Below are 13,490 nucleotides of genomic sequence, written 5' to 3' on the forward strand. Positions count from 1 at the left end.
TTTAGAAACCATGTAACATCTAAATTCATTGATTCGACGAGCTTATACGATGCGCAAATCCCGGGCCGAGGCCAGCCGCACCAAGGAAAACATCATCGACGCCGCCGCGGCGACGTTTCGTCAGGACGGCATCGCGGCAACCACCCTGATCGAACTGATGGCGGCCGCCGGCCTGACGCGCGGCGGCTTCTACAAGCACTTCGCGTCGAAGGAAGAAGTGCTGGCGCAGGCGATTACCCATGCGATCGACGGCGTCGCCGCGACGATCGGCACGGCCGTCAGGCAGCGCCGCAACGGCACGCCGCTGCAGCGCGTGCTCGATGCCTACCTGACGACGCAGCACCGCGACCATCCGGAGCGAGGCTGCCTGTTTGCCGCCATCGGGCCCGAACTGGCACGCGAGGGAGAGGCCGTGCGCGCCGCTGCCGCCGAGGGGCTGGAACGCATGCTTGACGTGTTCCAGCAAGACATGACGCGGGCCGACGCCGTGGTCGCCCTGTCGGCATCTGTCGGCGCGCTGATGCTGGCTCGCCTGGCGCCGGACGCGACGGCATCGAAAACCATCCTTCAGCAGGTGCGCGCGCACCTGCTCGACCACCTGCCGTCCGACCATGTCGATGCCTGATCATCCTCCACACGCCTTCGCGCACGGCCTGCGCCGTAGTACGCTGCACAGCGGCGACTATACGATCACACGCTTGCGCCAGGACCTCGACACGTATGCCGAATTCGCCCAGAGCGAATCGGACGACGCGTATATCCTGATGGTCAAGCTGCGCCCGCCGCATACCTATGAGCTGTTCGTCGGGGGCGAGCGCCGCGCCCATGTCCGCGAGCAGGCGGGCCAGCCGGGCAATCTGTGCCTCGTGTACCGCCAGGCAAGCGTCCGCCTGGCGGTCGAGGCACCATTCGACATGGTGGAATTCGCCTTCCCGCGCCGCGCGCTGGAGCAGGCGGCGGCCGAACCCGGCCAGCCGGCGACGGGGCTGCTGCGCCCTCCCCCGCCGGGCACGCTGGATCCCGCCGTCGCGGCGGTCGGCTCGGCCCTGCTGCCGGCGCTGGAACGTCCGGCGCAGGCATCGCCGCTGTTCGTGTCGTACATGACGCTCGCGCTGGGCGCGCACCTGCTGCACGCCTACGGCACGGGTGCGACACCGCCGGTCAGGGGCGGCCTGGCCCCCTGGCAGGAGCGGCGCGCCAAGGAAATCCTGCGCGCCCACCTGGACGGCAATGTGCGCATCGCCGACATCGCGGCCGAGTGCCGCCTGTCGCCCGGCCATTTTGCGACTTCATTCAAACGCAGCACCGGCGTATCGCCCACCGCGTGGCTGGCACGCCAGCGCATCGACCATGCGCGCGCCCTCTTGCGGCGCGGCGACCTGACCTTGTCGGAAATCGCGGCGGCCACCGGCTTTACGGACCAGCCGCACTTCACCCGCGCGTTCTCGCGCCTGGTGGGCATGTCGCCGGGCGCATGGCGCCGGCAGCAGTGACGAATACCGCGACGAATGACTTGTCACGCATCTATCAATCGATAGGTAGGATATACTGACAGGCATCGACATCATGGACCTGCGACGATGCGCAATACGACCGATACGCGCGAACAAATCATGGCCGCCGCCCGCAAGATGGTGCAGGCGCGCGGCTACAACGCGCTGAGCTTCCGCGACCTGGCCGAGGTCGTCGGCGTCAAGAGTGCCAGCGTGCATTACCACTTCCCGACCAAGGGCGACCTCGGCGCCGCGCTGGCGCGCCGCTATACCAAGGACGGCATGGCCTGGCTGGACGCCATGCTGGCCGAGGGCATCGGCTACCGCGCCTGCCTGGACCGGTACGTGGCCCTGTTTCGCACTGCGCTGGAGGACGGCAACCGCATGTGCCTGTGCGGGATCATGGCGGCCGAGAGTGAAGACCTGCCGGAGGCGGTGCGCAGCGAGGTCGCGGCGTTCACGAACGCGAACGTGGCCTGGCTGACGCGCCTGCTGGCCGAGCATCGCCCTGGGACCGACGAGGCCCTCGCGCGCGCGCGCGGCGCCGCCATCTATGCCGCCGTCGCCGGTGCGCAGCTGGTCGCGCGCGGCCGCGGCGACGTCGCCGTGTACGACGCGATCATGGGCGCCTTCGCGGGCATCGGCCTGTTCGATTGAAAGCGGATACCACGGCGCGGCGTCAGGCGGCGCGCCCGGGAGCCGGCGCCAAAACCGATTACCGTCACGACCGTCCCGAGCAGATAGAGGAGATACGCGCGCGACACCAGGGCCGCCAGGGCGCCGACAGCGCCCGCGCATACGCCGACCGCACCGCCACCGCATAAGTGGCAAACACGGCAGTCACCGTCAATGGCGAACCATCCCACTCGGCCTGGCACAGCGGATACGACGCGGTCGGCAGGCTCGATCCGGCCAGGAACTCACCGTGATCGAGGCCTGCAGGGGAAACGCCGCACGTACGACCATGGCGTGGCGCCAGCCGCCCGGCGCCGTGTTCACGCCGGCGCGCCCAGCGCCTGCTCCTGCAGGGCAAAATAATCAGGACCAAGGCGATCCTTCATGCGCTCGTAGAATGCGTTGCGGAACCGCAGCGCCGATGCGAAAGGCCGCATTGCCACCGTGCGCTCGACGATCAGGCCCGCGGCATCGTGCACGAGCATCTCGAAGCTGTCGAGGGGCAAGCCGTCGACCCGCCCGCGCCAGACCAGTAGGGTGACCGGACCATCCTCCATCTCGGCGATGTACGCGCCTTCGCGCACGGCGATGGCGGACACCATCGCCTGCGCGACAAGTTCCCGGCCTTCGATACTGCGCGACAGCACCGGACTCTTGAACACCACGTCGGGCGCCAGCAGTTCGGCGATCTGCCCGGGCCCCGCCCCTGCTTCGCGCAATGCGATCAGCTTGTGCACGCCCGTCTCCTCAGTGCTGGGGCGCGGCGGCGCCGTCGAGGAACAGCGTCGCCTGGGCGAGGAACTGGTCCGGATACTGGTAGATCGATCCGTGGTTCGAATCCGGATAGACCACCAGCTGGGCGTTCGGCAGCTTCTGCTGCAGGTCGTACGAGTTCACCGTGTAATGCACGATGTCGTGGCTGCCGCTCACCACCAGCGCCGGCTGGCGGATCTGCTTCAGGTAGCCGTCGTCCTGCGCCTTGCCCCAGGCGGAAAACGCCGCCACCTGGGCCGGCGCGACCTTGTCGTCGATGTCCTTGTCACGATCGGCGGTGCGCGCATGCAGGCGTTGTACGAAGGCACGGCCTGCGGCCTGGCTGCTGGCGGACGGCGTAAAGAACACGTCCAGCAGCAGGTCGTCCGGATTGTCGTGTTTCTTGCCAAGCATTTCCTGGAACTCGGGCGTGAGGCTCGCCATGCCGACGCCGGCGCGCGGGCCGCTGCCGATCAGGATAACGCGGCGCACCGTCTCCGGATGCTCGAGCGCCAGCTGCTGGGCCACCAGGCTACCCATCGAGAAGCCGAGCACGTCGGCTTGCCTGACGTCCAGCGCGCGCAGCAGGCCGGCCGCGTAGTTCGCCATGCCTTCGATCGTGGTCGGCACGGTGCCTCCGGAGGCGGCGACGCCGGCGTTGTCGAACAGGATGACTTCGCGGCCGCGGGCCAGCCCGTCGACGACCTTCGGATCCCAGCTGTCCATGGTACCGACGAAGTGCTGGCACAGGATCAGCGGCACGCCGCCCGGCTTGCCGAAGCGGCGGTAGGCAAGGCGTGCGCCGTCGACGTCGATGTAGCGGGTCGGCGCGCTTACATGGGTGTACTTGGCGTCCGCGCTGCGGGCAGTACCTGCCGCAAACGCGGGCGCCGGCGCCGATGCCGCGAACCAGCCGGCAGCGGCAAGGAAGACTGCGGCGCCGATCGAACGGCGCCGGGAGAGAAGAATGCTTGTTTGCATGATGCTATAACCTTTGCTGGGATGGTGATCAGGATGTACGGGCATCAGAAGCCCATGCGCTTCAGGTCTTCCGGCAGGAAGTCCTGGCCGCCGCGGTGCTTCACGCTCGGCAGTTCCGACACGCGCCCCTGCCATGCCTTCAGCGCCGCCAGATCTTCCGGCACGGCCAGCCCGGCGGCGCCGGCGAACCACAGGCCCGCCAGCAGTGTGATGTCGGCCATCGAGAAGGTCGGGCCGGCGACGAACGACGTCCGGCCCAGCACCTCGTCGAAGTAGCGCATGCCCGCCAGCGCGCGCCGGCCCTCACGCTCGCCCCACTCCTTGCGGCCGGCCCAGTCCGGGCTCTTGAACGCCTGCAGCACGGGGCCGAGACCGCCCGTCGCGTGGTGGAAGTAGTGGCCGACCGCATCCAGCACTTCGCTTTCGGCACGGCGCTGCATCATGTGGATCATGCCCTTCTCGCGCGCCGTGCGTCCGGTCAGCACGGGATTGCCGTCGAGGTTGTCGAGGTATTCGGTGATCGCGGTCGATTCGGCCAGAACCGTTCCGTCGTCCAGTTCCAGCGCCGGAAGCACGCCGAGAGGATTCCTGGACAGATAAGGCAGTGCCTTGTGCTCGGCGCCGATCAGGTCGACATTCACGTACTCGATATCCTGGTCGAGCTTCTTTTCGGCGAGCACGATGCGAATACGGGCAGGATTGGGAAAGCCGGGACGTTCATACAGTTTCATGGAAAACTCCGTTGTTTATCTATCGGTAGGTAGATAATAGTCATCCGGTTTTTCGACTGTCAACGAAAAGCCGCCGCCGGGCCGCACGGCCCGCAAACCGGGGCAATCTGCCCGAAACCCGTACAAGACGCTCCGCAGGCACGGGCCTAGGATCGGATTTCATCATTGAAAAAGGATCACCATGACCAGGATCGTTCACTCCCGGGATCAGTCAGGCGTGCCGCTCGATCGTTCCCATCGTCCAAAGCCTGCAGCGACGACGCTGACGCCAGCACGCTTTTCGGACATGTACCGCGGCGCGGTGGCCGCCGCGGTCGACCAGGACACTGACTGCGTCATCTCTTCACAGGAATACGCGACGCAACTCGGCGTAGCTTCCGGTGCGGCCACGCGCCTGAGCGCACTGGACCATGACAATGATGGCAAAGTGACGGCCGAAGAGTTCGCGCAGAGCGTCGACGATCCTCTGGCGATGAACCCTGCAGCCGTCGTCGAGCGCCTGCACAGCCAGATCGCCGCGGGCATGTCCGCCGAACGCCCGCTCGGTCACGTACTGGGCGCCGACGGCAAGGCAAGCGATCCGGACGCGCTGTTGCGCTTCCTGGTCAAACGCTTTCCGGGAAATGTCGATGCGTGAGGGACAGGGAACCGTGATGCGCAAGGCGGTGGATACGCCGGCGGTTGTCCATGAACTGGTGGGGGCACGCACCGGCAACTGCGTACGTGCCGCAATCGCCCTGGAAGCGGCCGGCATTCCCTACACGGTGCGCCGGATCGACCTGGCAGCCGGCCAGCAGCACAGCGAACGCCACCTGGCGCTCAACCCGTCGGGCAAGGTCCCGGTACTGACCGGCGGCGCCACCGCGCCCGCGTTCGTGTTAACGCAGTCGAATGCAATCATGCTGTTCGCCGCCGAGCGCGCTCCACAGGCACTCCTGCCAGGAGATCCGACGGCACGCGCGCACGCGTATGAACGTTATTTTCAAGTCGTTACCGACATCATCGGCCCGAGTCATGCTGCCTTCCGTCTCGGCATAGGAGAAGGTCGCGCTCTCCTGGAGCGCCTTGCCATCGATGGCGTTGTCGCGCTCGAGCAGGTACTGACGCACGCGCCCTACCTCGCTGGCCCGAATTTCTCGATTGCCGACATCGCTGGTTTCACCATCACGCAGGCACTCGTAGCGCGCCTGGACGTTGCGGCACTGCCCCGCATTACGGCCTGGCTCGCGCGGATCGGTGCCCTGCCCGAGGTACGTCGCGGCCTAGCGGCTTTCGGCTGAATCGGCCGCGCCTCGACACAGACGGTCGCTGTCGGCCGCGCATAACGCCGCCAGCCAGTCGCCGACGACGCGAATGCGCCGTGTGCCTACCGCGTCGCGGTGACTCGCCAGCCAGAGTTCGCGCCGCACTTCGACCCTGGCGTCCAACCTCACCAATCCGGGCTCGCAGTCGAGAATGCAGGGCAGCAATGCCAGGCCCAGTCCCGCACGGCATGCCTGCACCATCGTGCTCAAGCTGCCGGTGCGCACGCGCCGGGCGGCCATCGGGACTTCGCGCGCAATCCAACGCATTTCAGGCAGATGTGACAAGGTCGCGTCATACACGACCCACGGCCGGGATCCCCAGTCGGCACGCACCAGTCCAGCGAACGCGGGGGCGCCGAACACCGCCCATCCCACCGTACCGATGCGACGTGCCGTAAGCACGGCTTCATCGCCGGATCGCGCCAGCCGCAGCGCGAGATCGGCCTCGTGCCGCCCAAATGATACGTTACCGTTGTTGCCCTGCAGTTCGACGTCAAGACCGGGATGGCGCGCCTGAAGTGCCGCCAGGTGCGCCAGCAGCCAGTGATCAAAAAGGAAGTCGATGGCACTGATGCGCACGGTGCCAGCCAGCGCGGTGTCGGCGCCGCTGGCCGCCAACAGCATGCCGTGCACGTTGCCGGCCAACGGGGCTGCACGCTCGACGAACGCAGTTCCGGCCTCGGTCAGGCGCAGGCCACCACGGTCGCGCGCGAACAGCTTCGCCTTCAACCGCCGTTCGGCAGCGCCGAGACGGCGGCTCACCGTGGAGGCGTCGATGCCCAGCTCGCGCGCCGCCGTGGCAATGCTGCCGCCGCGTGCCAGCGCGAGTATCAGCGGGATGTCGTTCCAGTCGAAGGCGGCGTCCATCGGCACGGCCCTTTCCGCGCAGTGGCGCAAACATGCAATCCTCGCTTGCAGGATTGCGGGTTCACGGCGCACGTGGCGCCGCCTAAGATGTGCGCTCCATCAACCCAAGGAGCACACATGTCTGAAAATCTCGTGGTACGCGTTACGGACGGCAGTTTCTCCTGTCATGTCGAACGGCCCGACACTCCCGGTGCGTATCCTGTCATCATCGTCCTGCAGGAGATCTTCGGCGTCAACGAAGGCATCCGCAGCATTGCGCGCAACTATGCCATGAAGGGCTATATCGCGGTGGCCCCGGACCTGTTCTGGCGCAGCGGACCGGGACTGTCGCTCTCCGAATCCACGGAAGGCGACTGGAACAAAGGCTTCGAACTGTACAGGGCATTCGACATGGACTGCGGCGTACGCGACATCGCCGCCACGATCGCGGCGGCACGCACGCTCGCCGGCGCCAACGGCAAGGTCGGCGTCACCGGTTACTGCATGGGCGGGCTGCTGACCTTCCTGAGCGCGGCCCGCACGGATGCCGACGCCTTCGTCGCGTACTACGGCGGCGGTACCGACCGTTACCTCGACGAAGCGTATGAGATCCGGGCGCCTCTGCTCTACCACCTGGCAGGGGCCGACGCGTACATCGGCCTTTCTGCGCAGGACGCCATCCTCGCCGCGCTGGAACCGCTGCCGAATGCATGGGTCCACATCTATCCCGGACGCGACCATGCGTTCGCGCGGCCGAATGGCAGCCATTACGACGAGAACGACGCCACGCTGGCCATCCGCAGGACCGACGACTTCTTCCTGCGGCACCTGCGCTGAAGACGGCTGAAACGGCGCCTCGACGGTGGCGCGGACATTCCCATCGGTTGATGCTCAGCGGGCCCTTGGTCGCGGAGCCGTCTCGTAAAACCTGACGAAATGCAGACTTTTGGGAATTGACCTTGCTCGGTACTAGATCGGGTCGCTGCTTCAATCGAACCATCGTGGACCGGACAGGATACGACCGTATTCACCGTGGGGTGTCGGAGAACGAAAGTTTTCGGAAACCGGTTCAAAGAATCGTCGATCGAGACAAAAAACACTCGCTTCGCCCTTGCCTGACGCCGGGATACATTGCGCGCACGCGACGGGGACGGCACCGAGCTCCCACTCGCCAGCGACCATCATAGTGAATCGCCACGACTACCGTAGGCACTCCTGAGCCTATAATTGTAGGTTCTGATCCGTATGGCTTAGCAGTAAAATGATGGTCTCGCATTGGTCTGAGCACTGCCCAGCCGCTACTACTCCTGAACTATGACCGTTTCATACGAAATTGACGCCGCCACAGCGAATAACATTGCTGCTCAGCCGTCTGCAGAAAAACACACGCCGATCAATCCGCAAGGTGTGAAGCCTGGGAAAAGCCCCTTCTCGCCTATGATGCATGGGTGTGTTCTCGATTAAGCAAACGGGAAAAATAGAAAAACCTACGCCAGATGCTACGCCAACGAATCGCGGCAATTCGTTGGTCGTGACAGCGTTCATTTGCTGCCATAAAGCACCTTTTCGCCCTCCATGGGCCCGCGCCCACCAAATAAATAATTTATACTATTTACTTGCTTTAAGAAAATGCGCCACAAAGGGAGTTGAGACTCCTGCTTTTCCGGCGCAATTTGAACACTACAACGCTGCGGCTAATACGGTGCAGACGAGACTCTATCGCGCGGTGCGCCACCGGCAAGAACATCGGCTACATTGTCGAGCGCACGATGGCCCATCGCCTCTCTCGCCTCGACGGTCGCCGTGCCCATATGGGGGAGTCATGAACACATTCGGCAAATCTTTGAATCGAAGATCATATTCGGGCTCCGAACGAAAGACGTCGAGTCCCGCGGCTGCGATATGACCACTACTTAAGGCCGCGATCAGGTCATCTTCGTCAACGAGCGTGCCTCGAGAGGTATTCACCAGCACGGCGCCGCGAGGCAGCAGCGCCATCATGTCACTATCGAAATACGCGTTCGCTGAAGACCCGCCAGGAACATTCGCGATGACTTTGATGTGAGATGGCAGCATTGCGATTGCATTCGCGTCGAAACGAATTCGACTGGGTATGAGCACACTCATCAAGGTCGGTGTGAGGTCGAGCGCCTGGATGATCTCGTTAACGCTCAGTTGCCGTTCCTGAGACGTAATCGCATCGAAGTCAGCTTCTGCACGTTGAACGATGGATGGCAGAAGTGGAGTAGCTCAAAACAGACGAGCAGTCATAAGGCCTTTCTTTTGGATACTTCCATGTGGTGCGAGCAGCATGCCTCCAGCTGTCCCGAGCAGTACTAAACAGAACAATACTCGCAAGCGTGCCGCCGGCAGCGTATGGGCCAGCGCCACACCCCACGACACGCTCAGGACGCCACCGAGCGCCATCGGCAAGCCAATGGCCCAGCTGACGTGACCTCCCTGGGAGTAAGCGAACAGCGCAACCAGTGCGCTCGGTACGACGAGCGCAAGCGCCATGCCTTGGGCACGTGTCTGCTGCATGCCGAACAGACTCACGAGCGCCGGCACGACCACCAGCCCACCGCCGACGGTGAAGATGCCGGACATGCCGCCGCTCGCAATGCCGAGCAATGGAAAGGCTGCGCGCGGTATGCGTTGCGGCGGCGATGCGTGCACGTCGTCATGCGCAACCGACGAACGCTTTGGCCATCCGAAATACAGTGCGAGCACGACCAGGAAGACTGCGAACGCAGTGTGCAATCCTCCAGAGCTGATACCTGCGGCCAGGCGTGCCGCAACATAGCTGCTGGCGGTCGCGAACACGACCATGGCTGCCGCCGAGCGCAAGTCGATACGATGCTTCTGGTGGTAGCGCAAGAAGCCGATCAGGACGTTCGGCACGATCATCACCAGCGCAGTGCCCTGTGCCAGGTGCTGGTCCATACCGTACAGATAGCCAAGTACGGGGATCGCAATCAGGCCACCGCCAATACCCAGAAGTCCACCGGCTGCGCCGAGGAGTGCACCCAATCCGAAGTTGAATGCGGCAAGAAGTAGATTGTGCACGGTAGACCTTGGTGAAACCCGGCAGTATAAGGCGTTTGCTGCAGGCAGGTGAACGCAGGCGCCGCAAGGGCGCCCGCATTCGCTTCAATGGAACAACTTCAGGAGCAAGGTGGCTGCCACGATCATCGCCGCCCCACCGATGCGTGTTGAAATCTGCGCGAAGGGCATCAGGCCCATGCGATTCGACGCCGTCAGGATCGCCACGTCGCCGGTACCGCCCAGGCCGCTGTGGCAGGCCGTCACGATACCCGACTCGACCGGATACATGTTCAGCCATTTGCCGACAAAGAAGCCGCAGGTGACCATGGCACCCACGCTTGCTGCGCAGATCGCGATGTAGCCCGGCGTAAATGCATGGACCAAGTCCTTCCACGACACGAACAGGGCACCGAGACCGACGAGGATCGCGAACGTCAGGTTCTTCGAGAAGAACTGGTACATCTGGTAGGCGCCGAGCTCCATCCTGGCGGGCAGGACCTTGAAGACCTTGACCAGTGCGGCACTGACAATCATCAGGATCGGACCGGGGATACCCGTTACCTTGGCGAGCAATGCGCCCAGAATGAAGAAGGCACAAGCGATAAGCAGGCCCGCCCCCATCAAACTCAGGTCCAGCGGCTGGCTCTCCTGGGTATCGTTCAGCAGTTCGGCGTCGTCGCCCGATTTGACCAGCATGCCATGACCGTTCAGCTCCGGTTTGCGGTCGCCGAGCCAGCGCAGGATGCCGCTGGCCACGATCGCAACCACGTTACCGACCAGGGCGGCCGGTACCATCATCGCGACCAGTTCCGCCTGCGACTTGCCGAGGATTTCCGCATACCCGATCGACAGCGGCAGGATGCCTTCGCCGATGCCCCCGCCGAGGATCGGGATGACGATGAAGAAGAACGTGTGCATCGGATCGTAGCCGAACATCAGGCCGACCAGCACGCCGGCTGTGACCGCCGCCGCGGTGCCGGCCAGCAGCGGTACGAACATGCGCATAAAGCCTTGCACCAGCACCCGATGGCGCATCCCCAGGATGCTGCCGGCGACCAGGCCCGCAATGTACAGGTATTGTACGTTGGCCGTCTTCATCGTGGTCGTGAGCGCCTTCTGCATACCCGGGTCAAGCAACCCGTAACCGATCAGGGCCGAAGGCACGAACAGGCACATGATCGCGGCGCCGCCGATCTGCTTCAGCACAGGAATGCGGTTACCGATATCGCCGAGCAAAAAGCCCATCAACATGAGGACGGACAGGCCGCCGATCATGTCGTTGGGGAGTTTGCCGTTCAGCGCCGCGGCAATCGTGATGCCTGCGATGGTAACGTAGACTGGCAACGGTAGAGGGCCGATCTGGCGCCGCATGAGGGCCTGCCACATATTCGGACGTACAACGGGCGCGTGCGAGCCTGCTGCTTTGGTTGCTGCTTCCATATTGTCTCCTTGTGGGACACATGGTCCCTTATGAATGGGTGTCCACCCGGGTAAGCGATGCGCCCGGGCGATGCCGCCGTGTTACTGTTGCTTCGTCGACGACGCAAGGCGTGCCTTCGTCGTGTGAGCAACATCCTTCAACCAGGGCCGGGCGGCCCAGTGCCCTTGCTGGAAAGCGTGAATCCGTTCCTGCAACGCCAGGGTTGCGCCGATCATGTCCAGCCCTTCGAGGAACATGTGACGATGGCGTTCAGACAGGCTGAATGTCGTCTCAACGCTGTGGCTCTTTACGGTCATGCGTTCGACGTCGATCGTGACCTGGCTGGTCGCCGGATCGGACACGTCGGCCATAATTCTCTGGACCACGTCCTCGGGCAGCATCACCAGCAGGAGGCGGTTGTTCATCGCATTGCTGTAGAAGATTTCGCCATAGCTGGACGCGATCACGGCACGGATGCCGTACTGCTGCAGTCCCCAGACGGCATGTTCGCGGCTCGATCCGCATCCAAAGTTGCTGCCGCCGACCAGGATGGCGGTATCGCGGTATTCCGCACGGTTCAGGACGAAGTCCGGGCGCGGGCGATGCTCGCCGTCGAAGCGCATGTCGTACAGCAGGCCCCGGTCGAGGCCCGATTTATCGATCCCGCGCAGGAACTGCTTGGGCATGATCTGGTCGGTGTCCAGGTTCGGCGTCGGCAGCGGCGCCGCAATACCTTCGATACGGGTCACGTCAGGGTTCATGTCACGCATGGGATGCTCCAAATTGTCGTACATCAGTGATGCGGCCGGTGACCGCGGCGGCGGCGGCCATCGCTGGGCTCATCAGGTGGGTGATGCCGCCCCGCCCCTGGCGGCCTTCGAAGTTGCGGTTGGTCGTCGAGGCGCAGCGTTCGCCCGGCTGCAGGAAGTCGTCGTTCATCGCAAGGCACATCGAGCAGCCCGGCTGGCGCCATTCGAAGCCGCTTTCCAGCAATACCTGGGCAATACCCTCCTCTTCGGCCTGGCGCCGCACCGCACCGGAACCCGGCACGACCATCGCCCGCACCCCCGGCGCAACCTTGCGGCCGCGGACGATGCCCGCGACGGCGCGCAGGTCTTCGATGCGGGCATTGGTGCACGAGCCGATGAAGACGCGCTGCACGGGAATGCCTTCGATCGGCGTGCCGCCTTCCAGTCCGGTGTAGCGCAGGGCCTGTTCGGCCGCCGCACGGACAGTCGCATCGTCTGCATCGGCGGGGAGCGGAATCGTGGCGGTCACCGGCGCTGCCTGATCGGGGCTCGTGCCCCAGGTGACATACGGTGCAACGTCACGTGCATCGAACACATGCTCGACGTCGAACTTCGCGTCGGCATCGCTGCGCAGCGTGGCCCACTCGGCGAGCGCGGCATCGCGGACCAGGCCGACGATATCCGGCGCGTGCTCCAGCACATACTCGATCGCCTTGGCGTCGGGCGCGATCAGCGCGCCGCGCGCGCCGGCTTCCACGGCCATGTTACACAGCGTCATGCGCGCCTCGACCGACAGGGCTTCGATCGCACTGCCGCTGAACTCGACCGCGTAGCCGCGCGCGCCCTGGGCGCCGATACGGGCGATGATGTGCATGATGAGGTCCTTGGCGGTCGCGCCCTGTCCCAGTTCGCCATCGACGCGGATGCGCATATCCTTGGCCATGCGGTAGACGAGCGTCTGGGTGGCGAGCACGTGTTCGACCTCCGACGTGCCGATGCCGAAACCCAGCGCGCCGAGCGCGCCGTACGTCGTTGTGTGGCTATCGCCGCACAGGACCACCATGCCGGGACGGATCATGCCGAGTTCGGGCGCGATTACGTGCTCGATGCCTTGCAGGGCATCGTTGGTGTCGAACAGCACGATGTCGTGCGTGCCGCAGTTCCTGGCCAGGTTCATGGCCTGCAGCGCGGATGGCGGATCCTGGATGATCCGGAACGTCACGGGGTGGGTCGGAATAATGTGGTCGACGACCGCCATCTGCTGGCCGGAGACGGCGACACCGCGCCCGGCTTCGTGCAGTCCCGCGAATGCCTGGGGACTGGTGTATTCGTTCATGATGTGCAGGTCGGCGTACAGGAGCACGTTCTGCGCGTCGAGCCGTGCAACGGTATGCGTCTCGACCAGTTTCTGGTACAGCGTTGTGGCCATTGTTCCTCCGAGGTGAGCGGCACGTGATGAGCCGCCGATGAGAGAAGTTTAGTCATTCCAGATT

Annotated in this window: 15 protein-coding genes; 6 read left to right on the forward strand and 9 right to left on the reverse strand. The window is 64.4% G+C overall.

Going from position 1 to position 13,490, the window contains the following annotated elements; genetic code table 11:
* Positions 1-49 precede the first annotated feature (49 nt).
* From QPK29_RS19995 to QPK29_RS20005, 3 genes are all read left to right on the forward strand, one after another.
* Entirely contained in the window at positions 50-625 is a 576-nt protein-coding gene (locus tag QPK29_RS19995) for a TetR/AcrR family transcriptional regulator (protein ID WP_105378300.1), read from the forward strand.
* Positions 612-1,493, forward strand: a complete 882-nt coding sequence (locus tag QPK29_RS20000) for an AraC family transcriptional regulator (protein ID WP_105378301.1) — start codon at positions 612-614, stop codon at positions 1,491-1,493. Before QPK29_RS19995 ends, QPK29_RS20000 begins: the two co-directional genes overlap by 14 nt.
* Before the next feature lie 87 nt (positions 1,494-1,580).
* Entirely contained in the window at positions 1,581-2,150 is a 570-nt protein-coding gene (locus tag QPK29_RS20005; protein ID WP_105378302.1) for a TetR/AcrR family transcriptional regulator, read from the forward strand.
* Between the two features lie 338 nt (positions 2,151-2,488).
* Here the strand turns inward: QPK29_RS20005 and QPK29_RS20010 are convergent, their stop codons facing one another.
* From QPK29_RS20010 to QPK29_RS20020, 3 genes are read right to left on the reverse strand one after another with little or no spacing between them, the layout of a single operon-like run.
* A complete protein-coding gene (locus QPK29_RS20010; RefSeq protein WP_371770853.1) occupies positions 2,489-2,905 on the reverse strand; it encodes a hypothetical protein in 417 nt (138 codons plus the stop codon).
* Positions 2,906-2,915: 10 nt separating this feature from the next.
* Complete coding sequence (locus tag QPK29_RS20015; RefSeq protein ID WP_371770854.1) at positions 2,916-3,902, reverse strand: alpha/beta fold hydrolase; 987 nt, start codon at positions 3,900-3,902, stop codon at positions 2,916-2,918.
* 44 nt (positions 3,903-3,946) lie between these two features.
* Positions 3,947-4,633 (reverse strand): glutathione S-transferase family protein, encoded by a 687-nt coding sequence (locus tag QPK29_RS20020; protein WP_371770855.1) that lies wholly within the window; start codon positions 4,631-4,633, stop codon positions 3,947-3,949.
* 181 nt (positions 4,634-4,814) lie between these two features.
* On the opposite strand from QPK29_RS20020, the gene QPK29_RS20025 reads away from it, so the two are divergent.
* Both QPK29_RS20025 and QPK29_RS20030 read left to right on the forward strand, forming a co-directional pair.
* A complete protein-coding gene (locus QPK29_RS20025) occupies positions 4,815-5,270 on the forward strand; it encodes an EF-hand domain-containing protein (RefSeq protein WP_146119817.1) in 456 nt (151 codons plus the stop codon).
* A 16-nt stretch (positions 5,271-5,286) separates the two neighbouring features.
* Positions 5,287-5,913 (forward strand): glutathione S-transferase family protein, encoded by a 627-nt coding sequence (locus QPK29_RS20030; RefSeq protein WP_105378426.1) that lies wholly within the window; start codon positions 5,287-5,289, stop codon positions 5,911-5,913.
* Here the strand turns inward: QPK29_RS20030 and QPK29_RS20035 are convergent.
* Positions 5,896-6,804 (reverse strand): LysR family transcriptional regulator, encoded by a 909-nt coding sequence (locus QPK29_RS20035; protein ID WP_229470517.1) that lies wholly within the window; start codon positions 6,802-6,804, stop codon positions 5,896-5,898. The genes QPK29_RS20030 and QPK29_RS20035 overlap by 18 nt on opposite strands.
* Positions 6,805-6,921: 117 nt before the next feature.
* Between QPK29_RS20035 and QPK29_RS20040 the strand changes: the two genes are divergently transcribed.
* The gene (locus QPK29_RS20040) at positions 6,922-7,620 is read left to right on the forward strand and encodes a dienelactone hydrolase family protein (protein ID WP_371770856.1); all 699 of its coding nucleotides are present in this window, start codon (positions 6,922-6,924) and stop codon (positions 7,618-7,620) included.
* A gap of 879 nt (positions 7,621-8,499) precedes the next feature.
* Here the strand turns inward: QPK29_RS20040 and QPK29_RS20045 are convergent.
* From QPK29_RS20045 to leuC, 5 genes are all read right to left on the reverse strand, one after another.
* A complete protein-coding gene (locus QPK29_RS20045) occupies positions 8,500-8,910 on the reverse strand; it encodes an NAD(P)-dependent oxidoreductase (RefSeq protein WP_371770857.1) in 411 nt (136 codons plus the stop codon).
* Positions 8,911-9,033: 123 nt separating this feature from the next.
* On the reverse strand, positions 9,034-9,849 hold the full coding sequence (locus QPK29_RS20050) for a sulfite exporter TauE/SafE family protein (protein ID WP_105378309.1): 816 nt from the start codon (positions 9,847-9,849) through the stop codon (positions 9,034-9,036).
* Positions 9,850-9,933: 84 nt separating this feature from the next.
* Complete coding sequence (locus QPK29_RS20055) at positions 9,934-11,268, reverse strand: 2-hydroxycarboxylate transporter family protein (RefSeq protein ID WP_105378310.1); 1,335 nt, start codon at positions 11,266-11,268, stop codon at positions 9,934-9,936.
* 81 nt (positions 11,269-11,349) lie between these two features.
* Entirely contained in the window at positions 11,350-12,009 is a 660-nt protein-coding gene (gene leuD, locus QPK29_RS20060; protein ID WP_371770893.1) for a 3-isopropylmalate dehydratase small subunit, read from the reverse strand.
* Position 12,010: 1 nt separating this feature from the next.
* Positions 12,011-13,426: a 3-isopropylmalate dehydratase large subunit gene (gene leuC, locus QPK29_RS20065; RefSeq protein ID WP_371770858.1), complete on the reverse strand. Its 1,416-nt coding sequence runs from the start codon at positions 13,424-13,426 to the stop codon at positions 12,011-12,013.
* Positions 13,427-13,490: the final 64 nt, after the last annotated feature.

It is taken from the genome of Massilia orientalis, from assembly GCF_030411975.2.
In the GTDB taxonomy this organism is placed as follows: domain Bacteria; phylum Pseudomonadota; class Gammaproteobacteria; order Burkholderiales; family Burkholderiaceae_D; genus Telluria; species Telluria orientalis.